Here is a 24863-nt window from a genome sequence, read left to right as displayed (position 1 = left end):
GTGAATGCGCGACGCCGCAACGGTGGCGCCTCATTGCCTGGCCTCATGCCGCCGGGGCTGGTGCTGGTCGGAGCAGGCGTGGGTGGCTGGGCGACGAGCCTGGCGTTTCCTGACCGGGGATGGTGGCCGCTGGCCTACGCCGGCATGGCGTGCCTGCTGCTGGCGATGCGCGGCGCACCACCGGTCCGCGCCGCAGGCATCGGCCTGGTCTGGGGCCTGGCCTTCTTCCTGCCGCTGGTGCACTGGGCACTGCAGGCCACCGGATCGGTGCTGCCGTGGGTCGCGCTCAGCGTGTTCCAAGCGCTGTACGTCGCCGGCTTCGGGGCACTGTGGGCCTACGCGCGCAGAGCCGTCTGGATCACCGGCCGCCCGCTCGCCCAGGCAGCCACCGCAGCCGTGCTGTGGGCCGCCATCGAGCAGGTCCGCGGCTCCTGGCCGTTCGGGGGCTTCCCGTGGGGCTTCCTGGCCTTCTCCCAGACCGAGGCGCCCGTGCTGCGACTCGCGCCCTACGGCGGGGAGGTCCTGGTCTCCGCGATCGTCGCCGCGACCGGGGCGCTGATGGCGCTTGCGCTGCAGTACCTGCGCCGCACTGCGGTGACGGCCGCGGGTCGGGCGCTGCTCGCTGCGGCGCTCCTGGTCGGCGCCCCGGGCCTGCTTCCCCTGAACGCCGGCCACGAGAGCGGCTCACTGCTGATCGGAGCCGTCCAGGGCAACGTCCCGCAGCAGGGCGCCGACTGGGCCGAGCAGGCCCGCGACGTCACGGCCAACCACGCAGAAGGTACAGAGCGGCTCGCAGCCGACGCCGGAGGGCGCCAGCTGGACCTGGTGGTGTGGCCGGAGAGTGCCGCCGACATCGACCCCCGCACCGACCCGGCGCAGGCTTCGACCGTGGACCGCGCCGCCGCAGCGGTCGGCGCCCCACTGCTGCTCGGGACCCAGCGGTTCCCCAAAGGGCAGGACATCCGCTACAACGAGATCATCACCTGGACCGCCGGTGCGGGGGTCGGCGACACGTATGCCAAGCAGCACCCGGTGCCCTTCGGAGAGTACGTCCCCTTCCGCTCCTTCTTCCGGCAGCTGACTCCACTCGTCGACCGGGTCGCCACGGACATGGCAGCCGGCGGCGCCCCCGCAGTGATCGATGTGCGGATCGACGCGCTCGGACGAGACGTGCGCCTCGCCACCGGGATCTGCTTCGAGGTCGCCTACGCCAGCCTCATCCGCGAGGGAGTCCTCGACGAGGCAGAGCTGATTCTCATCCCGACCAACAACGCCTCGTTCGGGCGCACCCCGGAGTCGACCCAGCAGCTGGCGATGTCGCGCTTCCGCGCGGTGGAGCACGGCAGGTCGACCGTCCAGGTCTCCACCGTGGGCGTCAGCGCCATGATCAGGCCGGACGGAACGGTCGTCGCACGCACCGGCCTGTTCACCGACCAGGAGCTCATCGCCTCGCTCCCGCTGCGCACCGCGCTCACCCCGGCGGCGCGACTGGGCACCACGCCGCAGACCGCCTTCTACCTCCTGGCGGCGGCCGCCATCGTCAGCGGTGCGCTGGCAGGCCGCCGACGACGGGGCCGCGACCACAGCTGGCGTCCCTCCCCGCGGCGGCTCCGCGCGCCGGGCGACCAGACCCCGACGCTGCGCGCGCGGGCCCTGCGGATGCCGGCCCGGGTGTGGATCAGCCGCGTGTGGCCCCCGTGGCTGGAGTGGCGCCTGATCGTCGGTCTCCTCGTGCTGATGGCCGTCGCGGCCTACACCGGGATCCGGCTCGGCCAGGACATCGTCGAGAAGACCACCACCACAGTGTCGACAACTTCCGGTGCCGCGGCCCCGTAAATCTCGACCATCACGGTTGCCCCGGTGGCGCCCCCGAGCCGTTCAGGCGCGCGAGGTAGGCGTTGTACTCCTCGAGCTCGGCGTCGGCGCCGCCGTCACGGTCGATCTGCCGGTCCCGCGCCCTGGACCGCTGGGTGTCGCTGCGCTGCCACCTGCTGGCGATCAGCAGGAGCATCAGCAGTCCCGGCGCCTCCCCGTAGGACCAGGCCAGCCCACCGGCCAGCTGCTGGTCCCGCAGGGCATCGATCCCCCAGCCGGCCGGCGGCGCAGCGAACAAGGGGACCATCGGCGCAGTAGCCATCATCACGATCACCCCGAAGAACGCGTGCAGGGGCATCTCCAGCACCAGGTCCAGTGCCCGCCCATGATGCGTCTGCCGGATCGGCAAGGGGTCGGTGGACAGCACCGGCACCGTGAACAGTAACCCGGCCACCAGGAACCCCACCTCCAGGGCCAGGTGCCCGGTCCAGGTGCGCAGCAACGGGTCGGCGAGCTCGGCCAGGTACAACCCGTAGAACGCCAGCAGGAACAACGGCACCATCACCGCCGGGTGCACGAGTACCCGACTGACCGGACTGCGCAGGGCGCGCCGCGCAGTGATCAGCACCAGCCGGCCCACCCCCCGGTGCGGTGTGGCGCGCAGCAGCAACGTGCCGGGCCGCCCCAGCACCAGCAGCGGCGGGACGAGCATCATCAACGTCAGCTGCTGGAACATGAACGCCGAGAACAGCCGCAGCCCGTACCCCTCGATGCCCGCACCCGTCACGACCGCCAACACCAGGCAACCCACCGTGAACGAGATGGTCGCGCCGATCGACCAGCGCCGCCCCCGCAGCCACAGCCGGCACGCGCCCGCCAGGTACAGCACCAGCAGCACCGCGGCCAGCACCGGAAGGACCGGCACCGGTTGCAGCGTCGGGGCCAGCATCGTCTCCAGGGACGGTGGTGCGGTCGGCAGCCACACCGGCCCCGTGACGCCCGGGTCGTCCTGCATACGTTCCTCCCCGCCTGCGTCCCTGACAGCGACATGGGTCTGAAGACCGATCGACCGGTTGCGACCCCACGGCGATCGCAGCGCTAGGGTGACGTTATCTGAAGATCCGCGTAGATGAGGAGATGCCCATGGGTCGGGTCCTGCCGTTGGACGGCTGCGTCGGTGATGATCCCCTGTCGCAGCGCGTGGCGCTGGTCCGCGCCAGCGTCCCGGACGACGCCGAGGCAGGGACGCTGGCCGAGCTGTTCCGGTTGCTCGGTGACGTACGGCGCACCAAGATCCTCTACGCGCTGCTGGAGGCCGGTGAGCTGTGCGTGTGCGACATCTCCGCAGCGGTGCAGGTCCCAGAGGCGTCGGTGTCCCAGACGATGCGTCTACTGCGGGCCTCGGGGGTGGTGGGCAACCGGCGAGAGGGCCGCCGGGTGTACTACCGGTTGGCCGATACCCACGTGCGGATGCTGCTGGACGTGTGCCGCGAGCACACCGGACACGAAGGGATCCGCTGATGGGCGCCGGGCACGCTCACGCCCCCGTCGCTGAGCACGCCGGCGGGCGCTACCGCCGCCGCCTCGCCGCAGCGTTCTTCCTGACCGCGACGTTCTTCGCCGTCGAGCTGGCAGCGGGGCTGATCTCCGGCTCGCTCGCGCTGATCTCCGACGCCGGGCACATGGCCGCCGACGTCGTGGCCCTGGGGGCGTCCCTGCTCGCCACCCGGATCGCCACCCGCCCCGACCCCACCGGAAGAAGAACCTACGGCTCGTACCGCGCGGAAGTCTTCGCTTCCGGCCTGACCGTGCTGATCATGCTCGGCGTCGGGGTGTACGTGGTGGTCGAGGCGATCAGCCGGATCGGCGAGGACCCGTCCCTACCCTCGGGCGTGATGCTCGCGGTCGGTTTCGTGGGCCTGGTGATCAACCTTGTCTCCATGCTGCTGCTGCGCAGCGGGTCCAAGGACAGCCTCAACGTCCGGGGCGCCTACTTCGAAGTGGTGGCCGACGCTGCCGGCTCCGTCGGTGTCATGGTCGCCGGTGTTCTGATCATCGCCACCGGGCGACCGGTCTGGGACCTCGTCGTCGCCCTGGCGATCGCCATCTTCGTCATCGTGCGTGCCGTCACCCTGGGGCGGCAGGTCGTCGCGGTACTCGGCCAGCACGCACCCGCCGGCATCGACCCGGAGGCCGTCAGCCGAGAGCTGAGCGCCGTGCCCGGCGTGAGCGCCATCCACGACCTGCACCTGTGGGTGCTGACCTCCGGGATGAACGTCGCCACCGCTCACCTCGTCGCGAGCAGCGGATCGGATCACGCCGCGGTCCTGGCCGCCGCGCGGGACATCCTGCGGGATCGCTTCGGCATCGCCCACGCCACGCTCCAGGTGGAGACGGCCCAGCAGCAGCACGAGTGCTCAGACCTGACCTGGTAGCCGCTCAGTCCCTCGACACCTCCGCCGAGCGCTTGGGGGGCCCCTGGTTGCTGGGTGCGCCCAGGGGCGGTGGCATCGGCGCGCCGGGCCAGGCGTGCGAGCATCGCGTTGTAGGCGGCCAGGTCGGTGTCGCCCCTTCGTCGGCACGCTCGGGCGACGGCTCAGATGTGCTCGCGCTTTCAGGCGCCGCCTCAACGGTGAAGCGGAAGGTCCCGTCGACAGGGTGGCCGTCACCGGACACGGAGCGCAAGCGACCTGGAAGTCCCCGGCCGGGAGGCCATCGCCAAGGCGCTGGGTAACAGTGGCGCCGGACACCGTCGTGGCTCCGTCGCCCCACTCCTGCCCGTCAGGTCCGTTCACCGCGACGACGGCACCCACGGCCAGCTGGTCAGCGGATCGAACGCCCGGCCAGCCCACCGCCACTTAGTCCCGGCAGGAGCCCGCCAACTTCCGCCGGGAGTCACATCGTTCCTCTCGATAAGTAGCGGTGGTGTCCGGTGAGGGTTCCCCTTACGGGCATGCGATCTGGGCTGACGCCTGTGACCGAGTGTTCAGTGCGCGCTGTATAGTTCAGTCGATGCTGACTATTGCTTCGCGTCTCGACGTGATGAACCGCCTGGGTCGTGCACTGGCCGACCCCACTCGATCCCGGATCATCTTGACCCTGCTCGACCATCCCGCTTACCCGGCGGAACTGGCCCGAGATCTGGACCTGACACGCCCGAACGTGTCCAACCACCTGGCATGCCTGCGCGATTGCGGGATCGTCGTCTCCGAGCCCGAGGGTCGTCGGACACGATATGAGATCGCCGATTCGCACCTGGCGCAGGCGCTGACGGCACTGGTCGATGCCACCCTGGCAGTGGACGAAGACGCCCCGTGCATCGATCCCGCCTGCTCGCTTCCCGGATGCGACGCAGCTGGGGAGGGCGCATGATCCTCACCTCGGTCTTGCAGGCGATGGGCCTGTTCGCAGCGACCAACATCGACGACATCATCGTGCTCTCCCTCTTCTTCGCGCGAGGGGCAGGCCAGCGCGGCACTACCGCCCGCATTCTGGCCGGCCAGTACCTCGGATTCGCCGGCATCCTCGGTGCCGCGGTCCTGGTGACTATCGGTGCCGGAGCATTCCTGCCCTCGGCAGCCATCCCGTACTTCGGTCTCATCCCTCTGGGCCTCGGCTTCTGGGCCGCATGGCAGGCCTGGCGCGGAGACGATGACGACGATGACGACGAGGTCAAGGTTGCCGGCAAGAAGGTCGGCGTGTGGACAGTCGCAGGCGTCACCCTTGCCAACGGCGGCGACAACATCGGCGTCTACACCCCTGTCTTCCTCAGCGTGGAACCTCTCGCAGTAGTCGCCTACTGCATCATCTTCCTCGCGCTCGTCGCGGTCCTGGTGGCCCTGGCAAAGTTCGTCGCCACCCGCCCCCCGATCGCCGAAGTGCTCGAACGCTGGGAGCACATCCTCTTCCCCATCGTTCTCATCGGCCTCGGCATCGTGATCCTCGTCAGCGGCGGAGCCTTCGGACTCTGACGTAGCGGCAGCGATCCAAACGGCCCCGACCGGGCGCACCCCTCTCGGTTCAGACCGCGACACGGGTCTGCTGCACGAGTAGGTGACAGCGAAACTCAGGCGGCGAGTGCGACCTGAGTGGTCATGATCGTCTCGTACTCGATGGGGGTCAGGCGGCCGAGGCGGACCTGGCGTCTGCGGCGGTGGTAGGTCCGTTCGATCCAGGTGATGATCGCCAGGCGCAGCTCGTCACGGGTGGCCCAGCGGCGGCGGTCCAGGACGTTCTTCTGCAGCAGCGAGAAGAAGCTCTCCATAGCGGCGTTGTCCCCGGCGGAGGCGACCTGCCCCATCGACCCAGCGAGGTCGTGGCGGGCCAGGACACGGGCCACCTTCCTGCTTCGGAACTGGCTGCCACGATCGCTGTGGACCACGCAGCCGGCGACATCCCCGCGCCGCTGCACCGCGCTGACCAGAGCGTCTACTGCGATCTGGGACGTCATGCGGTCGCTGATCGAGTATCCGACGATCCGGTTGGAGAACACGTCCTTGATCGCGCAGAGGTAGACCTTGCCCTCGGCGGTCGGGTGCTCGGTGATGTCCCAGAGCCACAACCTGTTCGGCGCATCGGCGGTGAACACCCGCAGCACGAGGTCCTCATGGGCCGGCGGAGCGGCCTTCTTCCCGTTCTTCGAGCGCTTCTTGCCGAACACCGACCACCACTGGTTGTCCCGACAGATCCGCCAGACCGTGCGGTCGCAGGCGATCAGTCCGGCGCGGGCGGCCTCGTCGGCCAGGAGCCGGTGCCCGAACTCCGGGTCGTCACGGTGGGCGTCGAACAACGCGTTAGCGAGGTGCGCCCGGGCGACCTCCCGCGCGCCGACGGGCTCAGCGAGCCACCGGTAGTAGGGCTGCCTTGCGAGCTTAAGAACCCGGCACGTCACCGCGACGGGCACCCCGTCGGCGGCGAGCTCACTCACGAGCGGGTAGAGCCTTTTCCCGGCAGATGCGCCTGGGACAGATACGCGGCCGCGCGGCGCAGGACCTCGTTCTCCTGCTCCAGCAGACGGATACGCCGGTTCGCCTCTCGCAGCTCGGCCGACTCGGTCCGAGTCACCCCGGGGCGGTTGCCGTCCGCGACGTCGGCATCACGCAGCCAGTTCCGCAGACACGACTCGGCGATGCCGAAGTCCGCCGCGATCTGCTTGATCGGAGCGTCCCCGCGGCGAGCCACGGCCACGACGTCCTCGCGGAACTCCTTGGGATAGGGCCTGGGCACGGTGCACATCCTTCCAGCGGCGCCTCCCGGCACCACACGTGGGTGTCACCTACTCGTGCGGCAGACCCCACCTACCTGCAGCCAGTCCTGCGTGATCGCGGCAACAAGACCGCCACGGAGCGCTGCAAAAACCCCGCCACCAAGCGAACGAAGCCACAGGTGAGGTCTGACATCGACCCGGATCGTGTAGCGGAACTCAGTGCCGAAATCTACGGTTCGGAACTTCCCGGTGGGGATGAGTTTCGCTACGCTCGACCGGTGGGGCATCTGCTGGGGTACGCGCGCGTGTCCACCGCTGATCAGGACGCGGCGTTGCAGATCGACGCCCTGAATCGGGCGGGGTGCTACCGGGTGTTCGTCGACACGATCTCCGGATCGCTGCAGCAGCGCCCCGAGCTGGACAAGCTGCTCGACCAGCTGCGTCCAGGGGACACCCTGGTGGTGTGGCGCCTGGATCGGCTGGGCCGGTCGATCCGGCACCTGATCGACCAGCTGCAGGTCCTATCCGACCGCGGCGTGGGGTTCCGGTCCCTGCAGGAGACGATCGACACGACCTCCCCAGGAGGACGGTTGGTCTTCCACGTCTTCGCCGCCCTGGCCGAGTTCGAGCGCGACCTGATCCGGGAGCGGACCAACGCCGGCCTGGAGGCCGCCCGCGCACGGGGCCGCACCGGTGGGCGCCCCTCGGCGCTGTCCGGCGACCAGGTCCGGGCGGCCCGGCGGATGTATGAGCAGAAGGACATGACGGTCGCCCAGATCGGTGAGGTGCTCGGGGTTTCCCGCACCACGATCTACCGGGCCCTGAACCGCCCACCCGCTGCGCCGGCCTCGCCGTGACGAGCCACGAGCGCCGTGTAGCAACGTGGATGCGGGCGGGCGGTGGCAGATCCTGCGGCTGCATGTCGAGGACCAGGTCCCGCTCGCCGCGCTGGCCCGGCATCACGGCCTGGGTGTGCGCACGCTGGAACGCTGGCACGCCCGCTACCGCGCAGGCGGCCTGGCCGCCCTGGACCGGACACCGCGGGCGGACGTCGGCGGGCACCGTCTGCCGGCGGAACTCGTCACGCTGATCGAAGGGCTGGGCCTGACCCGGCCCCGCCCACCAATCGCCGCGATCCACCGGACGGTGGTGAAGGTCTGCGCCGGCGCCGACTGGCCGGTCCCGTCCTACGGCGTCGTCCGCTCGATCATCACCGCCCTGGACCCCGGCATGGTCACCCTCGCCCTTGAGGGACCAGGCTCCTACCGGGACAAGTACGAGCTCGCGGTGCGCCGGGCGGCGGACCGGCCCAACGCGATGTGGCAGGCCGACCACACCCTGCTGGACATCGTGCTCGTCGGCACGGATGGCAAGCCGGCCCGGCCGTGGCTGACCGTCGTCATGGACGACTGCTCGCGCGCGATCTGCGGGTACATGGTCTTCTTCGGCGCGCCGGCCACGATGAACACCGCCTTGGCGTTACGGCAGGCGATCTGGCACAAGAGCGACCCACGGTGGCCGATGTGCGGGATCCCCGAGGTGCTCTACGTCGACCATGGGTCGGACTTCACCAGCGACCACCTGGCCCGCACCACCGTCGACCTGCACATCCGCCTAATCCACTCCGCCGTCGCCCGACCACAGGGGCGGGGCAAGGTCGAGCGGTTCTTTGGAACCGTCAACACCGAGTTGCTCACCACCCTGCCCGGACACCTCCACCACGGTGCCGGGCGCTGGCCGGCGCCGGCCCTGTCCTTGGCCGACCTGGACGGCGTGGTCGGGGCGTTCGTCCTGGACTACAACGACCGCACCCACAGCGAGCTCGGCATCTCGCCGCGGGCGGCGTGGATCGCCGACGGGTGGCTGCCACGCACCCCCGACAGCCTCCAGGCTCTGGACGGGCTGCTGCTCAGCGTGGCCCGATCCAGAACGGTGCGCCGCGACGGCGTCCACTTCCAGGGCCTGCGCTACGTCTCCCCGACCCTCGCCGGCTTCGTCGGGCGCCCCGTGGTCATCCGCTACGACCCCAGAGACATCACCGAGATCCGCGTCTTCGACCACGACCAGTTCCTGTGCGCCGCCGTCGACCAGGACCACCACGGGCGCCAGATCAGCCTCAAGGAAGTCCAGGCCGCCCGCAACGCCCGCCGCCGCGCGCTGCGCCGAGGCATCAACGAGCGGATCGCCATGGTCGGCGCCCACACAACCGACCCCCGTGCCAGGCCACTGCCGCCACGGACCCCAGCCTCGGGCCCGGTGAAGCTCAAGGTCTACAAGGAGGACCTACGGTGAGCGAACGCTTCATCGTGACCAAGGAGCACCGCCGCTTCACCGAGTTCGCCGACTCCGTCCGGCGAGGGCGCACCATCGGGCTGTGCTTCGGACCGGCCGGGGTCGGCAAGACGGTCTCCGCCCGCCGCTACGCCCACTGGGACCAAGCCCACGAGTTGGTCACCGCCTGGGGCCCACGCAGCGACGACGACGCCAAGGTCTACGCCGCCCTGGCCAAGAACCGCACCGCCCTCTACACCCCCGGGGTCCTGACCACCCCGCGGCTGCTACGCGAGGACCTGGACCGGATCATCACGCGCACCAGCATCTGCATCCAGCAGCACCTTGAAGCCCCGGGCCGCGCCCCTGTGGACCGGGGCGGCGCCCGGCGCACCACCAACTACGTCCAGCTCGTCATCGTCGACGAGTCCGAACGTCTCAGCCCCACCGCGCTCGAGCTCCTACGGGACCGCTACGACCGCGACCAGATCGCCCTGATCCTCATCGGCATGCCGGGCCTGGAGAAGCAGTTCAGCCACTACCCCCAGTTCTACAGCCGCGTCGGGTTCGCCCACCAGTACCGCCCCCTGAGCAACGACGAGCTCCTCTTCGTCCTGCAACGCCACTGGCGCACCCTCAGCAAGACTCTCAACCCCGACGACTTCACCGACGCCCAGGCCATCGCCGCGATCAGCCGCATCACCCGCGGCAACTTCCGCCTCCTGGAACGACTCTTCCCCCAGATCGAACGCGTACTGAGAATCAACGAGCTGCAGACCATCACCAACGACGTCGTCGAAGCCGCCGCGAGCACCCTCGTCATCGGGGTCGAGTGAGCCCGCCAGGAATCGGCTGCCGCAGGCCGCCACCTACCGGCGAAGGTCACATAGCTCGGCCGTTGGAGCACCGTCTCATGAACGGTCGTTTATGTGAGCCGTTGGAGGGCGGTGAGAAGCGCTTCGCGCTGACTCTGATTCAACGCGGCGAAGTAGGTGGCATCCGTGGACTCAACGTCCCGCGTGGCCAGATTTGCCAGCTCGACTCCGCGAGCAGTCGGTGCCAGCGCTATCGCTCGCCGATCTTCCGGGTGAGGTTCCCGGCGAACATAGCCCTTCGCTTCGAGTGCCCGGAGTACCTGCGAGGTCATCATTACGTCGAGTTCCGCGTGCTGCGCAAGGTCGCGCTGGCTCACCGGCTCGGTGCGATCCATCCACGTCAGCGACGCGAGAAGCACATATTGGACGTGCGTCAAGTCGTGCGGGGCGAGAGCTGCGCGAATGTGCCTCTGCCAGGCGTTGGTTGCTCGCCACAACGCGAGCCCCATACTCGACTGCGCGTCGGGATGCCGAGTATCTAGACCTCCGGACACGCGACTACTCGGAAGACTGTTCTGCCGCGGACAGGAGTTCTGCCATCGCCACGGGGAAGTCCCCGCTGATCTGCGGCCCGAGTTCGGGTCCGATGTCGTCGGAGCCGGGTCCGTCGATGATGAGCGTGTGCGTCACCGTCGTCCCGCCGTCAGCGGACGGAGCGAGGTCATGCCGGAAGGTCAGCTCCAGGTCGCCGAAAACGGTGCGGTCCGCATAGGTCGTGTCGGCCACGAGAGAAACGATCGTCGACTGCATCGGCTCTTGACCTTGTGGCGTGATCGTGAGTGTCGTCCCGACAGCGAATGGCCCGTGCAACTCGAAGGCGTCGGAGTTCGGGCCGAGTGGCGTGCCTGAGTGCAGCCTTTCCAGCGCACCCCAGACCGCGGATGGGGCGGCAGTGGTTGTCTGCGTGTAGTTCGTCGTCCACATGGCAATCCTCCTAGTAGTAAGTGAGCTTACTATACCTCGAAATGTGCGCTACTGAAACCATCGTCCGGAGCTCCGGTCACGCGACAGTGACAGTGAACGCCGCCGAAGGCGCGTCACGTATCTCCGCGATCCACAGCCGAAGTACATCGCGCCGAGCACGGGCTCGGCGGTGCGGGGGTTCGTGAGCTCCATGCCGACGAGCCTGCTCCCTGGAGCGCGCTCCAGGTCAAGCCCCGCGACGACGACCGCCCCCGCACCCGGGTGGGTGGCGGGGGCGGTCGTCGTGCGGGACGCGTCAGGCCGTCGGCGGGACGGGCTGCGTGTGCCAGATGCGCTCGATGTAGTCGCGCATCGAGCGGTCGGAGGAGAAGAAGCCGCCGCGCGCGACGTTGAGCACCGCGCGCCGGGTCCACTCGTCGGGGTCGGCGTAGGCCGCGTCCACCTTGGCCTGCGCGTCCACGTAGGCCTGGAAGTCCGCGAGGGCCAGGAACCGGTCCTCGTGCAGCAGGTTGGACACGATCGGCTCGAACGTCCCGCGGTCGCCGCCCGAGAACGCGCCCGAGGCGATGAGGTCCAGCGCGTGACGCAGGTCCGTGTTCGTCTCGTAGTACGCCGACGGGTGGTAGCCGCGTTCCACGACCTCGGCCACCTGCGGCTCGTCGAGCCCGAACAGGAAGAAGTTCTCGTCGCCCACCAGGCGCCGGATCTCCACGTTCGCGCCGTCGTCGGTGCCGATGGTCAGGGCGCCGTTGAGCATGAACTTCATGTTCCCCGTGCCCGAGGCCTCCTTGCCGGCGAGCGAGATCTGCTCGGACAGGTCGGCGGCCGGGATCAGCGTCTCGGCGAGCGTGACGTTGTAGTTGGCCGGGAACGCGATCCGCAGCCGGCCCTCGAGCGCCGGGTCCTCGTTGAGCGTGCGGCCCACCGCGTTGATCAGGGCGATGATCTGCTTCGCCATGACGTAGCCGGGTGCGGCCTTGGCGCCGAACGCGAACGTGCGGGGCGTGACGTCGGCCAGCGCGATCTTGCCGGTGGTCACCTTCTCGTACAGCGACACGATGTGCAGGAGCTTGAGCGTCTGGCGCTTGTACTCGTGCAGGCGCTTGACCATGACGTCGAACATCGTGTCCGGGTCCACCACGATGCCGTCGCGCTGCTCGAGCACGCCCGCCAGGCGCTGCTTGTTCGCCTGCTTGATCTCGCGGAAGCGGGCGCGGAACGCGGCGTCGTCGGCCAGCGGCTCGAGCTCGGACAGGCGGTCCAGGTCGGTGACCCAGCCGTCCCCGATCGCCTCGGTGATGAGCCCCGAGAGCCCGGGGTTCGAGAGCTTGAGGAACCGGCGCGGCGTCACGCCGTTGGTGACGTTGGTGAACTTGTCCGGCCAGTACGCCGCGAAGTCGTCGAGCACCTTGTCCCGCAGCAGCTGGCTGTGCAGCTCCGCGACGCCGTTGACCTTGGCACCCGCGACGGTCGCCAGGTAGGCCATGCGCACCGCGCGCACGGGGTACTCGGCGATGATCGACATGCGGCGCACGCGCAGCTCGTCGTCCGGGTAGGCCTCACGCAGCTCGGCGAGGAACTCGTCGTTGATGCGGTAGATGATCTCCAGGTGCCGGGGCAGCAGGCGGCCCAGCAGCTCCACCGGCCACACCTCGAGCGCCTCGGGCAGCAGCGTGTGGCACGTGTACGCGAAGCACTTCTGCGTCACGGCCCACGCCTCGTCCCAGTCCCAGCCCTTCTCGTCCACCAGGACGCGCATGAGCTCGGGGACCGCGATCACCGGGTGCGTGTCGTTGAGCTGGAACACGATGCGGTCCGGCAGGTGGTGCAGGTCGAAGTCCTGCGGCAGCACCTGGTCGACGAAGTCCTTGATGGAGCACGCGACGAAGAAGTACTGCTGCTGGAGCCGCAGCTCCTTGCCCTGGGGCGTGGAGTCCTCGGGGTACAGGACCTTGGAGATGTTCTCGGCGAACGTCTGGGCGCGCACGGCCTCGGCGTAGTCGCCCGAGTTGAAGATCGCCAGGTCGAACGCGCGCGTGGCGCGTGCGCTCCACAGGCGCAGCGTGTTGACGCGCCCGCTCTCGTACCCCGGGACCATGTAGTTGTAGGGCACGCCGAGCACCGACCAGCCCGGGACCCAACGACGCTTCACGACGCCGTCGTCGTCCTGGTACTGCTCGACCTCGCCGCCGAAGCCCACGGTCACCGCGGCCTCGGGGTGCGGGAACTCCCACGGGGAGCCGAGGCGCAGCCAGTCGTCGGGCTTCTCCACCTGCCAGCCGTCGACGAACGTCTGCTTGAAGATGCCGTACTCGTACCGGATGCCGTAGCCGATGCACGGCACGTTCATGGTGGCGAGCGAGTCGATGAAGCACGCGGCGAGCCGGCCGAGGCCGCCGTTGCCCAGGCCGGGCTCGACCTCGGCCTGGCGCAGCTCCTCGAGGTCGATGCCCAGGGACTCGAGGCCGTCGCGGACGATGTCCTGCAGGTCGGCGGCGAGCAGCGCGTTGTCCAGCTGGCGGCCCAGGAGGAACTCGGCGGACAGGTACGCCACGGACTTCGCCTGGAGCTCCGACTGCCGGCGCAGCGTGGAGAGCCAGCGCGTCATCAGGTAGTGGCGCACCGTGCGGGCCATCGCGAGGTACTTGTCGTTCACCGAGGCGCGGGTCAGGTCCACGCCCTGGCCGAAGTTGAGCTCGCGCAGGAACTCTCGCACGAAGCCGTCGACGGTGTGCTCGCGAGTCGCGATCGGGGGTGTCGTGTTGGCGGTCACACCACCCACCGTAGCGACGCTCTGTGTGTCCGCGATGACGAAAGTCCTTGCAGTTCTTGCGAAATCGCAGGATACGGGTGACTATTTCACCCGGTCGAGCGACACCTGAGTGTCCGTGATGTGGCTTTCGTCCCGATCCCGCTCCGCCCGCTGCGACCGGGGCGTCTCCCACATGAGACGGCCCGCGAGCACCATGACCGCCGGCCCCAGGACGCACCGGACCACGGTCGCGTCCACCGCGACCGCGACCGCGAGGCCCACCCCGAACACCTTGACCGCGGGGTTGTCCACGAGCACGAACGAGGCGAACACCGCGAACATGATCGCAGCCGCCGCCGTGATCACCCGCCCCGTGCCCGCCAGCCCGCGGCTCACCGCCGCGGTCGCGTCCCGCGTCCGCAGCCAGTGCTCACGCACCGAGGACAGCAGGAACACCTCGTAGTCCATGGACAGCCCGAAGAGCACCGCGAACAGCATCATCGGCACGTACGCGTCGACCGCCACGGGGCCGTCCAGCCCGACGAGGCGCGCGCCCCACCCCCACTCGAACACGGCCGTCACCACGCCGTAGGCCGCCGCGACCGAGACCAGGTCCATGACCGCGGCCTTGAGCGGCACGACGAACGAGCGGTACGCGAACCCGAGCAGCACACCCGCCACGACCACCGTGGCCAGCACCAGCCACGGCAGTCGCTGCGCGATCCGGTCCGCCAGGTCCAGCCGCACCGCGGTGCCGCCGCCCACGTGCACGTCCGCACCGGCCGGCGCGAGCCCGCGCAGCTCCTCGACGAGCGCCGCGGTCCCCGGATCGGCCGGGCCGGTCTCCGGCACCACGCGCAACGTCATCGCGGTGCCGTCCGGCGCGACCTGCGGCTGACCGACGGACGCGACGCCGTCGACCCCCGACACGGCCTCGCGGACCTCCTCGACGCGGGTGTCGGACGGACCCGTCACCGCGGGGTCGAGCGCCACCGCGAGCGCGAGCGGGCCGTTCGCACCCTCGCCCAGCACACGCGCGGTCACGTCGTACGCCCTCCGCCGCTCGGTGCCGGTGGGCCAGTCCGCGTCGCTGCTCTGCCCGAGCGTGAGCCCCACCGCAGGAGCGGCGAGCACGGCGAGCACGGCCGCGCTCGCCGCCACGGCCGTCCACGGGCGCCGCGCGACGCCCGCCGCGAGCCGGACCCATCCGCCGCCCACGGCTGCCGGCGCCTCCGCGACGGCCCCGCGGTCGCGTCGGCGCAGCACGCGGCGCCCCGCGAGCGCGACCAGCGCGGGCGTGAGCGTCAGGGCCGCGGCGAGCACCACCAGCACCGCGATCGCGGTGCCCAGCCCCAGCCACGCCATGAAGTCGACACCCGTGAGCACCAGCGAGGAGATCGCCACGGCCACGGTCACGCCCGCGAACGCGACCGCCTCTCCCGCGGTCGCGGCCGTGCGGTCCGCCGCCTCGGCGCGGCCCACCGGCCCGCGCGCCAGCACGTCCCGCTGCCGCGCCACCTGGAACAGCGCGTAGTCGATCCCCACGCCCAGCCCGAGCATCACCGCGAGCGTCGGCACCAGGCTGGGCAGCGCGACCGCGGTCCCGAGCACGCCGATGAGCCCCAGGGCGCCCGCCACGGCCACCACGGCCGTGAGCATCGGCACCAGCATCGCGGCGACCGCTCCGAGCGCCAGGAGCAGCACGACGAGGGCCGCGACCAGGCCGACCACCTCGCTCACGTGCGAGCGCGCGGGCTCGAGGTCCTGCACCAGCGGCTGCCCGACGCCCACGTCCAGCCCGTCGTGCCGGGCCTGCGCCACGGCGTCCTGCAGCGCGGGCGTCGCGGCGTGCCGCTCCGAGGTCACCCGCAGCTGGACCGCATCGACACCCGCGGGCGCGGGCTCGGACACCTCGAGCACGCCCTCGACGTCCGCGAGCGCGGCCGCGAACGCCGCGACCGGAGCGGCCGGGGGCACGCCACCGCCGGCCGCCTGCACCAGCACCGTCGAGGCGCGCTCGTCGTCGGCCGGTCCCCCCACGTGAGCCGCGACGTCGGCGGCCGCGGCGCTGTCGCTGCCCGGCACGTTCAGCTCCTCGGGCTGGGACGCGCCCAGCGCGCGATCCGCGGCGAGCACGCCGACGACGAGCACCAGCCAGACGGCGACGACCGCCCAGGGGTGGCGCGCGCAGGCGCGGGCCAGGGCACGGACGAGACGGGACACGGGATCCTCCAGGGGGACGGGACCGGCAGAGCAGAAGGGGTCAGGGCCGCTGCAGCGCGAGCCGGAGCGCGAGGCCGTCGTCGACCACGTGGACGTCCTCGACGCGGACGTCCACGGAGCCGCCCGCGAGCCGCGCGGGGTCCAGGCGGCGCGGTTCGAGCAGACCGGCGGCGCGGTCGCCGAGCATCGACGAGACGAGGTCGGGGCCCAGCGTCATGCCCGCGACCGAGACCGCGACGGGCGTGACGAGCACCGCGCCCGCGTCCGCGGTCACGTCCAGCGCGACCTCGACGGGCACCGTGCGGCGCGGCCGCTGCAGCGTGGTCTCGACGACGAGCGCACCGTCCGTGACACGCCACGTCGCGTCCTGCGCGGAGTCGGGCGCCAGGTCCGCGAGCGCGTCGGCGCCCACGCGCACGTCCGCCTCGACCGGCACGTCGACCAGGCCCACCGCGCCCGCGACGAACGGCCAGCCGCCGATGTGCACACCGCGCACGTCGACGTCCGGCAGGCGCTCGCGCAGGCGGTCGGCCGCGCGGCCCTCGACCACGTGCCGCGCACCGGCGTCGACCACGCCGAGCGACACGAGCACGGCCAGCATGACGACGAGCACACGCCGGGTACGGCGCGAGGAGTGGGCCACGGGAGGCTCCGATCGGTCGGGTGCCCGCAGCACACCAGCGCCGTCTGGGCGCGCCCGGCCACGCCCCTGACGCGCCGCCCCCACGCACCTGACGGTGCCTGACGGCCCGCGGACCGCCGGCTCAGCGCGGGAGGGACGGCAGGCGCACCGTGACCGTGGTGCCCGCGCCGGGCGCCGACTGGATCCCGACGTGCCCGCCGTGCGCGCGCACCACGCCCGCGACGATCGCCAGGCCCAGCCCCGATCCCTCGCCGCCACCCCCGCGCACGAACCGCTCGAACGCGCGGCCCTCGAGCTCCGGGGGCAGACCCGGGCCGTCGTCCCGCACCGTGAGCACCGCCTCGGCGTCGTCGGCCGCCAGCCCGAGCGTGAGCGTCGCGCGCTCGGGCGTGTGCCGCAGCACGTTCCCGACGAGGTTCGCCAGCACGTGCGCGAGCTGCGCGCGGTCCCCCGCGACCACCACGGGCTCGGGCGGGCGGACCCATACGACGCGGCGCGCGGGCTCGAGCACCGCGACGTCGTCGACGACGTCGTCCACCAGGCCACGCAGGTCGATCGGGGCGCGTTCCGGCGCGACGTCGGCGTCGAGCCGCGCCAGCAACGTCAAGCGGTCCACCAGGTGACGCATGCGGGACGTCTGCTCACCGATCCGCTCCATGGCCCGGTCCACGCCGTCGGCGTCCAGGCCGCCCTGCAGGTACAGGTCCGCCCACCCGTGCACGCTGGTCAGCGGCGTGCGCAGGTCGTGCGCGGCATCCGCCACGAAGTCGCGCAGCCGCGCCTCGGCCCGCGCGCGGGCGTCCAGCGCGTCGTCGAGCGCGTGCGCCAGGTCCCGGGTCTCGTCGGGCGCGCCCGGACGCGCGAGCCGGACCGTGCGCTCGCCCGCCGCCACACGCCCCGCGTCCTGCGCCATGCGGCGCAGCGGCTGCAGCCCGCGGCCCACGAGCCACCATGTGAGCGCCAGTGCGCCCGCCAGCGCCACACCCCCGACCACCAGCTCGATCTCCACCAGCCGGCGCACCGTGGCCGCGTCGTCACCGACGTCCGCGACCAGCACGAGCGCGTCGGCCTCGACCACGTCGCCCGTCGCGGTCGCCAGCGCGACTTGCGCGTCCACCGTGAGCGCGCGCTCGTCGCGCCCGCCGAGCCATCCCGGACCCGCCCGCAGCCGGGCGACTTGGGCCGGTGTGGGCGCGTCGGCGCTCGGCGCCGCCTCGACGGAGGCGACCACGCGGCCGTCGGCGACCAGGTGCACCGCGTCCACCGCGAGCCCCGCCTGCAGCGTGCGGCGCAGCGCCTGCTCGGTGAACGGCCGCCCGTCACGCTGCACCGCGATCTGCGCCACCCCCGCGCGCGCCGCCACCAGCGCGTCGTCGGACCGCTGCAGCAGGTACGCGCGCAGCAGCAGCACGCCCGCCACGGCGACCACCAGGACGGTGAGCACCACCACCCCGGCCACGGCCGCACCCACGCGGGCGCGCAGCGACCTCATGCGTCCTGCGGACCCTGGTCGCGCAGCACGTACCCGAACCCGCGCACGGTCTGCACCAGCGGCACCGCACCCGCGGGGTCCACCTTGCGACGCAGCCGGGAGATGACCTTCTCGACCACCGACGTGTCCCCGCCGAAGTCGTAGGACCACACCCGGTCCAGCAGCTGGGCCTTGGACCACACGCGCTCGGGGCTCGAGGCGAGCGTCGCGAGCACCCGCAGCTCGGTCGAGGACAGGTCCAGCACGCGACCCCCGCGGCGCACCACGCACCGCGCCTCGTCCACCTCGAGGTCGGCGTACCGGAGCACGTCGTCGTCGGGCACGGGTGCCACGGCGGCGGCACGACGACGCAGCGCCGCCAGCCGCGCGACCACCTCGCTCAGGTCGAACGGCTTGGTCACGTAGTCGTCGCCGCCCGCCGCCAGGCCCGCGACGCGGTCCGCGACCGTGTCCCGCGAGGACAGGAACAGCACGGGCACCTGGTCGCCCTGCGCGCGCGCCAGCCGCAGCACGTCCAGGCCGTCGGTGTCCGGCAGCACCACGTCGAGCACCACGACGTCCGGCGGCGCAGCCCGCCACAGGCGCAGCGCGTCCGCGGCGGTACCGGCCGCCGTGACGCGGTAGCTGGCGAACTCGAGCGCCGAGGTCAGCAGCTCGCGGATGCCCGCGTCGTCGTCGACCACCAGCACGTGGGGCGGGACGTCAGTCACGCCCCGATTGTGCCCGGCCCACGGCACCGGCACGCCCGTATGCCACGAGTCCGCGACCGGGCGTCGCAGATGTGCGCACGGGCGCCCACAGCCAGCTCAGGGTTGGGGGTACACCTCGACCTCGGTCGCCTTCACGGACAGCCACAGGACGTCGCCGGGTGCGATGCCCAGCTCCGCGACCGCGGCCGGTGTGACGTCCACCAGCGCGGACGGGTGGCCGGCCAGGTCGACGCGGACCCGGTCGGTCAGCATCGTGAGGCCGGCGACGGTAGCGGGCCACACGTTGCGTGCGCTCGTGGTCTCGGGCCGGTGCGTGCTCACCACCACCGCGGACGGCCGGATCGAGACCAGGACGGCCCCGCGCTCGCCGTGGTCGGGGACGGTGAGCGTGCCGCCGCCGTCCAGGCGCACCTCGTCGCCGGCCGCCGCACCGCGGTAGAGGTTCAGCCCGACGAGCTGGGCGACGTACGGGGTCGCGGGCCGTCGGGCGACCTCGGCCGGTCCGGCGTCCTGCACCACCCGGCCGTCCTCGAGGACGACGAGCCGGTCGGCGAGCACGAGCGCGTCCACCGGGTCGTGCGTGACCACCAGGCTCGGGCCGGCGAACTGCGCCAGGTGGCGCTTGAGCTCGGCCTGGACGTCGAGGCGGGTGCGGGCGTCGAGGGCGGCGAGCGGCTCGTCGAGCAGCAGCGCCGCGGGTGCGGCGGCGAGGGCGCGCGCGAGCGCGGTGCGCTGGGCCTGACCACCGGACAGGTCGCGGGGGCGCCGGGCGGCGAGCTCGGTCAGCCCGAGCCGGTCGACCCACACCTGCGCCTGCGCGCGCGAGCGGGCCCTGCCCGCGCCGCGGGCGCGCGCCGCGAACGCGACGTTGTCGAGCACGGTCAGGTGCGGGAACAGGCGGTAGTCCTGGAAGACGAGGCCGACCGGCCGGTGGGCGGTCTCGACGAAGACGCCCGCGTCGGCGTCGTCGAGCACGTGGCCGTCGAGCACGATCCGGCCCGCCGTGACCGGCGTGAGGCCCGCGATCGCCCCGAGCAGGGTCGACTTGCCCGCGCCGTTGGGACCCAGCACCGCCAGGACCTCACCGGGCGCCGCCCGGAGCCGGACGTCCAGGCTGAAGCCGTCGCGTTCGACGCGGGCGTCGACGACGAGCCCGCCGGTCATGCCCCGGCCCCCGCGCGGAACCAGCTGTCGCGCAGGGCCACCAGGACGCCCACCGAGACGAGCAGGAGGACCAGGCTGAGCAGGATCGCGGCGTCGGGGTCGGTCTCGAGCGCGTAGTACACCGCGATGGGCATGGTCTGCGTGCGGCCGGGGAAGCTCCCCGCGAACGTGATCGTGGCGCCGAACTCGCCCAGGGCGCGGGCCCAGCACAGGACCGCACCGGCCGCGAGCGACGGGCCGATCAGGGGGAGCGTGACCCGCCGGAACACGGTCATGCGCGTCGCTCCCAGGGTCGCGGCGGCCTCCTCGAACCCGGTGTCCGCCGACCGCAGGGCGCCTTCGACGGTGACGACCAGGAACGGCATCGCGACGAACGTCTCCGCGAGGACCACGGCGGCGGACGTGAACGGCAGCGTGACCCCGAACCACTGGTCGAGGTGCTCCCCCACGAACCCGCTGCGCCCGAACGCCATGAGCAGCGCGACGCCCCCCACCACGGGCGGGAGCACCAGCGGGAGCATCACCAGGGCGCGCACGACCCGCTGCCCCGGGAACTCAGTGCGCGCCAGCAGCCAGGCCAGCGGGACTCCCAGGAGCAGAGAGATCGCCGTCGCGGTGGTGGAGGTCCACAGCGACAGGCGCAGCGCCTCGCCCACGGCGGCGCTGCGCAGGACCGTCGGCGCATCGCCCCACGGGGCCCGGATGAGCAGACCGGCCAGCGGCAGCACCAGGAAGAGCAGGCCCGCCAGCGCGGGCAGCAGGAGCGGGGCCGGGGCGGACCGAGCCCGGACGTGTCCGGGCTGGCGCTCGCGGGCACGGCGGGGCGGCCGGCGCACGCGGGCACGGCGGGGCGGCCGTTCCACGGCGCTCACGGCCGCGTGAAGCCCGCTGCGGTGAGCACCTGGACGCCGCGGGCCGAGAGCACCAGGTCCATGAACGCAGCGGCGACGTCCGGGTGCGCGGAGCGGGAGAGCGTCGCGATCGGGTAGTCCGTCGTGGCGTCGATGTCGGCGGGGATCTCGATGCCCCGCACCTCGTCGCCCGCTGCGAGGACGTCCGTGACGTACACCAGTCCGGCGTCCACCTCACCGAGCCGGACCTTGCTCAGCACCGCCTTGACGTCCGGCTCCAGGGTCACGGGGGTGACGGTGAGCCCGGCCTGGGCGAACACCTGCGCGGCGGTCGCCCCGCACGGCACCTCGGGCTGGCACAGCGCGGTGGTCACCTCCGGGTCGGCCAGGTCCGGGAGCCCGGTGACACCGCCGGGGTTGGTGGGCGGGACGGCGATCTGCATGCTGTTGGTCGCGAACACGACCGGTTCGGCCGCGCCGCCCGCGGTGACGACGGCGTCCATCGTCGTCGTGCTCGCCGAGGCGAACACGTCCGCGGGCGCGCCGTCGGCGATCTGCCGGGCCAGCGTGGAGCTCGCGGCAAAGCCGAACGTCACGTGCACGCCCGGGTGGTCCGCCTCCAGCTGCTCCCCGAGCGCGGTGAACGGCTCGGTGAGCGACGCCGCGGCGAGGACGGTGATGTCCCCCTCGAGCGTCGAGGTCGCGGCGCCCGCCGATGCGGCACCGGGGCTCGTCGGCCGCGCGGGATCCGTGCCGCACGCGGAGAGCGCGACCGCGGCGGCCACGAGGCCGGTGGCGACCAGGGTGGGACGGTGCATCGGCGCTCCTCCGGACGGCTCGGGTCAGCGTGCGCGCGGGATCTCGACGGACACGTTCGTCGCCTTCACGGCCGCGACCGCGAGGACGCCGGGCTCGAGGCCGAGCTCGTCGGCCGCCTCCCGGCTCATGAGCGAGACCACGCGGTGGGGCCCGGCCTGGATCTCCACCTGCGCCATCACCGTGTCCTTCAGGACCCGGGTGACCAGGCCCGTGAACCGGTTCCGGACCGACGCCGCCGCGATGTCACCGGGGTGCGGCTGGGTCGCGTCCCGCGCGAGCTCCTCGGCGAACCGCGCCAGCTCCGCGCCGTCGACCGCCACACGGCCGGCCGCGTCGGTGGTCGTCGCCAGCCGGCCGCTGTCGGCCCACCGGCGCACGGTGTCGTCGCTGACTCCCAGCAGCCCGGCGGCGTCCTTGACGCGGAAGGTCGGCACGCGAGCACCCTAGCCGCACACGCGGTAGAGATGTCACCCCCGAGCCGCATGTGCGCCTGAGTGGTAGTTCGGTGGCCGCAGGTACCGCCCCAGCCGTTCCGGCTCCACTCCTCGGATCGCGCACGCGCGCCCCGCGAGGACGGACGTCAGCGGCGCACCACGAGCTCGATCGTCCCGAGGTCACCGCCGGCGGCGCCGGGCGTCCTGACCGTCCGGTCGGCCAGGAGGAGACGCACCGCGTACGGGACGCCACTCACCAGGTCGGTGGTGGTGACCGCCAGCGTGCGGTCGACGCCCGCGGTGATGGTGCCGGCCGGGAACGAGAACTGCCCGCGCGCGTTCACCCGCGCCCGCTCCGTGCGGCCGCCCCCGTCGAGCGTGGCCCAGACGTCACCGGGGCTGCCGTCGTAGGGGAGGCCACCGAGCGTCAGGCGTCCGGTGATCACGCCCGACGTCGCAGGCAGCCTGACATCGAGACGTCGGGTGCTGACGAGGTCCATCTCACGCTGCACCTCCGCGTGCTTCGCCTTCACCACGAGCAGCTGATCGGCGCCGGGGACGACGTCGCGCAGCGAGTACCACCCGGTCGAGGAGGCGCGCGTCATGCGGTGGCCGAGCTCACCCAGACGGTTGCTGACCAGGGTCACTCCCGCGCGCGCCGCGTTGGGGCCGGTCACGCGGCCGGAGACGGTCACCGTCGGCTTGCGCGGGTTGACGTTCACCGTCGCGGTCTTGCCCCGCGTGATCACCACCCGACGCGCCTCGTACGTCCGGGCGACGCTGTCGTGGACGATCAGCGTGTGGGTGCCCGGCGGCACCCGGTCGATCGCCGCACCCGTGCTGGTCCACGTCATGCCACCGCGCTGGACCCCCTTCGAGTCGAGGATCGTGACGCTGCTCTGGTGCTTGCGCGCGGCCGCGGTCATGACCACCTTGAGCCGGCCCTGCTGCGCCGCGGCGATGTCGCGGACCGTCGTGACGCCCGCTCGCAGCGACACGTACACGTCCGAGCTCTCGGTGGTCTGACCCGATTCGACCCTGATCCGGTACCGGCCGGGCAGCAGGTCGCCGTAGTCCACCGCGTACCGGCCGCGGGAGTCCGTCTTGTCCCAGGAGTACCCCCACTCGACGTCGCCGACGTGCGTCGCGGACGTGACCCGGTCGATCCGAACCATCGCCCCCGCCACCGGCGCGCCCCCCTTGGTGACCGTGCCGCGCAGCGCGGGCGTCGTGTCGGAGCGCGCGGGGACGATCGTCGTCGTCCCGCCCGCCTCGACGACGACCCCGCCCGAGGCCGTCTGCCACGGCGCCGCCGGGTGCTGGATCGTGTCCCACGGCGTCCACGCCTGCAGCGTGTACCTACCCGGCACCAGTCCCGAGAACGTGGCGGGGAGGCTCGACGTCCGGTCGATGAGCCGGCCGCCGATCGTCCGCAGCGTCAGGTCGTCGAACTGATGCAGGTCGCCCGCCTTGACGACGACCGTCCCGCTGCGGTCCAGGTCGAGCGTGACGTCGGTCGCGGCGGCGTCCGTGGCCGGAGCGAGCGTCTGCCACGCGTAGTCGTGCGTCCCGTCCGCTCCGACGAAGACCGGCGCGAGGTCGTCCGACTCCCGCCCCACGCCGTCGGGCGTGACGTTCGCCGCGAGGTAGTACGGGGCGGTGCCCGGGACGTCGAGCGCGTACGCGCCCGTGTCGGGGTCGGACTCCGTGGTGCGCCGCTCCCCCGTGGACGGCTCCCAGTACATGACGGTGACCGAGCCCAACCCGTCCATGGCGTCGGGCAGCGGGACGCCGTCGACGGTGACGACGCCGGTCACCTCCGTGGCACCGGCCACCGGTTCCGCGGCGGCAGGTACGGCGACGAGCGCGAGCGCTGCGGTCAGGACGAGGACAGGCCCCCTGGCGATGCGATGCATGCGCCCTTTATACCGACCCGCCGGCACGAGAAAGGCCCCGATCGGCACGCTGTGCTGATCGGGGCCTCACACCGTGCGCCCGGAGGGACTCGAACCCCCAACCTTCTGATCCGTAGTCAGATGCTCTATCCATTGAGCTACGGGCGCATGACCCCATCGGGGCCGGGGTAGACGATACAGGTCAGCGCGCCTCACGCCCAAACCGATGGGCCGTGACGGTGCGCACGCCGGTAACTCGCGTGCACCAGCGGGGACCACGGCGGCACCATGGACCCATGAGCACCCCGACCCTGGACCGTCTGACCGCCGACCTGACCGCCGCCATGAAGGCCCGCGACGCCGATCGCACCAGCGTGCTGCGTCAGGTCATCGGCGAGGTCCGGGCGGAGACCAGGACGGGCTCCGTGCAGCGCGAGCTCACGGAGGACGAGGTGCTCGGCGTGCTGGCGCGCGAGGTCAAGAAGCGCCGGGAGAGCGCGCAGATCTACGCCGCCGCGAACGCCCCGGAGCGCGCCGCGACCGAGACGGCCGAGGCCGACGCGATCGAGACGTACCTGCCCCCACGCCTGTCCGACGACGAGCTCGCGGCCCTCGTCACCGCCGTGGTCGCGGACCTGGGCGCCAGCACGATGCGGGACATGGGCGCCGTGATGAAGGAGGCCACGTCCCGCGCGGGCCTGGCCGCCGACGGCAAGAAGCTGTCCACGCTGGTGCGCGCCGCGCTGGCCTGACCGACCACCGACGCCCGCTCGCCGCCCCGTCCGGGTG

General features: G+C 72.1%; 23 protein-coding genes and 1 tRNA gene. 9 read left to right on the top strand and 15 right to left on the bottom strand.

The annotated features are described in order from the left end of the window. The first annotated feature begins 45 nt into the window (after nt 1–45). Nucleotides 46–1836 (top strand): apolipoprotein N-acyltransferase, encoded by a 1791-nt coding sequence (gene lnt / locus CELGI_RS01220; RefSeq protein WP_081465309.1) that lies wholly within the window; start codon nt 46–48, stop codon nt 1834–1836. Nucleotides 1837–1846: 10 nt separating this feature from the next. Here the strand turns inward: lnt and CELGI_RS01215 are convergent, their stop codons facing one another. Next, nucleotides 1847–2830 (bottom strand): cytochrome c oxidase assembly protein, encoded by a 984-nt coding sequence (locus CELGI_RS01215; protein ID WP_013882291.1) that lies wholly within the window; start codon nt 2828–2830, stop codon nt 1847–1849. A 128-nt stretch (nt 2831–2958) separates the two neighbouring features. On the opposite strand from CELGI_RS01215, the gene CELGI_RS01210 reads away from it, so the two are divergent. From CELGI_RS01210 to CELGI_RS01200, 4 genes are all read left to right on the top strand, one after another. Next, nucleotides 2959–3336: an ArsR/SmtB family transcription factor gene (locus CELGI_RS01210; RefSeq protein WP_013882290.1), complete on the top strand. Its 378-nt coding sequence runs from the start codon at nt 2959–2961 to the stop codon at nt 3334–3336. After that, on the top strand, nt 3336–4250 hold the full coding sequence (locus tag CELGI_RS01205; RefSeq protein ID WP_013882289.1) for a cation diffusion facilitator family transporter: 915 nt from the start codon (nt 3336–3338) through the stop codon (nt 4248–4250). Before CELGI_RS01210 ends, CELGI_RS01205 begins: the two co-directional genes overlap by 1 nt. Before the next feature lie 577 nt (nt 4251–4827). After that, entirely contained in the window at nt 4828–5187 is a 360-nt protein-coding gene (cmtR, locus tag CELGI_RS16695) for a Cd(II)/Pb(II)-sensing metalloregulatory transcriptional regulator CmtR (RefSeq protein WP_006590980.1), read from the top strand. Then, nucleotides 5184–5786, top strand: a complete 603-nt coding sequence (locus CELGI_RS01200) for a cadmium resistance transporter (protein ID WP_013882288.1) — start codon at nt 5184–5186, stop codon at nt 5784–5786. The genes cmtR and CELGI_RS01200 overlap by 4 nt, the downstream gene beginning before the upstream one ends. A 95-nt stretch (nt 5787–5881) precedes the next feature. On the opposite strand, the gene CELGI_RS01195 is transcribed toward CELGI_RS01200, so the two are convergent. Beyond that, a protein-coding gene (locus tag CELGI_RS01195) for an IS3 family transposase (RefSeq protein WP_169315122.1) occupies nt 5882–7041 on the bottom strand; the annotation gives its coding sequence in 2 pieces (ribosomal slippage) (nt 5882–6760 and nt 6763–7041; 1158 coding nt in all). A 258-nt stretch (nt 7042–7299) separates the two neighbouring features. Between CELGI_RS01195 and CELGI_RS01185 the strand changes: the two genes are divergently transcribed. The 3 genes from CELGI_RS01185 to CELGI_RS01175 are packed head-to-tail and all read left to right on the top strand — an operon-like array spanning nt 7300 to nt 10128. Next, entirely contained in the window at nt 7300–7878 is a 579-nt protein-coding gene (locus tag CELGI_RS01185) for a recombinase family protein (protein WP_013882287.1), read from the top strand. Nucleotides 7879–7903: 25 nt separating this feature from the next. Next, nucleotides 7904–9313: a Mu transposase C-terminal domain-containing protein gene (locus CELGI_RS01180; protein ID WP_013882286.1), complete on the top strand. Its 1410-nt coding sequence runs from the start codon at nt 7904–7906 to the stop codon at nt 9311–9313. Continuing rightward, entirely contained in the window at nt 9310–10128 is an 819-nt protein-coding gene (locus tag CELGI_RS01175) for an AAA family ATPase (protein WP_013882285.1), read from the top strand. The genes CELGI_RS01180 and CELGI_RS01175 overlap by 4 nt, the downstream gene beginning before the upstream one ends. An 89-nt stretch (nt 10129–10217) precedes the next feature. Here CELGI_RS01175 and CELGI_RS01170 read toward each other — a convergent pair whose 3' ends face one another. The 13 genes from CELGI_RS01170 to CELGI_RS01110 all read right to left on the bottom strand — a co-directional run bounded on the left by CELGI_RS01170 (nt 10218) and on the right by CELGI_RS01110 (nt 24242). Beyond that, nucleotides 10218–10616: a MarR family winged helix-turn-helix transcriptional regulator gene (locus CELGI_RS01170; protein ID WP_049785499.1), complete on the bottom strand. Its 399-nt coding sequence runs from the start codon at nt 10614–10616 to the stop codon at nt 10218–10220. Nucleotides 10617–10665: 49 nt separating this feature from the next. After that, entirely contained in the window at nt 10666–11091 is a 426-nt protein-coding gene (locus tag CELGI_RS01165; RefSeq protein ID WP_013882283.1) for an SRPBCC family protein, read from the bottom strand. Nucleotides 11092–11386: 295 nt separating this feature from the next. After that, complete coding sequence (locus CELGI_RS01160) at nt 11387–13864, bottom strand: glycogen/starch/alpha-glucan phosphorylase (protein WP_013882282.1); 2478 nt, start codon at nt 13862–13864, stop codon at nt 11387–11389. 81 nt (nt 13865–13945) lie between these two features. Continuing rightward, a complete protein-coding gene (locus CELGI_RS01155) occupies nt 13946–16066 on the bottom strand; it encodes an MMPL family transporter (protein ID WP_013882281.1) in 2121 nt (706 codons plus the stop codon). Between the two features lie 40 nt (nt 16067–16106). After that, complete coding sequence (locus CELGI_RS01150; RefSeq protein WP_013882280.1) at nt 16107–16709, bottom strand: hypothetical protein; 603 nt, start codon at nt 16707–16709, stop codon at nt 16107–16109. A gap of 121 nt (nt 16710–16830) precedes the next feature. Then, complete coding sequence (locus CELGI_RS01145) at nt 16831–18201, bottom strand: sensor histidine kinase (RefSeq protein WP_013882279.1); 1371 nt, start codon at nt 18199–18201, stop codon at nt 16831–16833. Beyond that, nucleotides 18198–18911: a response regulator transcription factor gene (locus CELGI_RS01140; RefSeq protein WP_041574048.1), complete on the bottom strand. Its 714-nt coding sequence runs from the start codon at nt 18909–18911 to the stop codon at nt 18198–18200. The genes CELGI_RS01145 and CELGI_RS01140 overlap by 4 nt, the downstream gene beginning before the upstream one ends. A 96-nt stretch (nt 18912–19007) precedes the next feature. Then, on the bottom strand, nt 19008–20075 hold the full coding sequence (locus CELGI_RS01135) for an ABC transporter ATP-binding protein (protein WP_013882277.1): 1068 nt from the start codon (nt 20073–20075) through the stop codon (nt 19008–19010). Continuing rightward, complete coding sequence (locus CELGI_RS01130; protein WP_150104631.1) at nt 20072–20911, bottom strand: ABC transporter permease; 840 nt, start codon at nt 20909–20911, stop codon at nt 20072–20074. The genes CELGI_RS01135 and CELGI_RS01130 overlap by 4 nt, the downstream gene beginning before the upstream one ends. Before the next feature lie 32 nt (nt 20912–20943). Beyond that, nucleotides 20944–21744: a molybdate ABC transporter substrate-binding protein gene (gene modA, locus CELGI_RS01125; protein WP_013882275.1), complete on the bottom strand. Its 801-nt coding sequence runs from the start codon at nt 21742–21744 to the stop codon at nt 20944–20946. Nucleotides 21745–21768: 24 nt separating this feature from the next. Then, entirely contained in the window at nt 21769–22179 is a 411-nt protein-coding gene (locus CELGI_RS01120; RefSeq protein WP_013882274.1) for a TOBE domain-containing protein, read from the bottom strand. Nucleotides 22180–22325: 146 nt separating this feature from the next. Continuing rightward, complete coding sequence (locus tag CELGI_RS01115; RefSeq protein WP_150104630.1) at nt 22326–24095, bottom strand: carboxypeptidase-like regulatory domain-containing protein; 1770 nt, start codon at nt 24093–24095, stop codon at nt 22326–22328. 74 nt (nt 24096–24169) lie between these two features. After that, nucleotides 24170–24242: transfer RNA gene (locus tag CELGI_RS01110), tRNA-Arg, on the bottom strand. Between the two features lie 128 nt (nt 24243–24370). Between CELGI_RS01110 and CELGI_RS01105 the strand changes: the two genes are divergently transcribed. Then, the gene (locus CELGI_RS01105) at nt 24371–24826 is read left to right on the top strand and encodes a GatB/YqeY domain-containing protein (RefSeq protein ID WP_013882272.1); all 456 of its coding nucleotides are present in this window, start codon (nt 24371–24373) and stop codon (nt 24824–24826) included. Nucleotides 24827–24863 lie beyond the last annotated feature (37 nt).

It is taken from the genome of Cellulomonas gilvus ATCC 13127 (assembly GCF_000218545.1).
In the GTDB taxonomy this organism is placed as follows: Bacteria; Actinomycetota; Actinomycetes; order Actinomycetales; family Cellulomonadaceae; genus Cellulomonas; species Cellulomonas gilvus.
The sequence above is the reverse complement of the archived record's forward strand: the minus strand, read 5'-3'. Positions and strand labels throughout refer to the sequence as shown.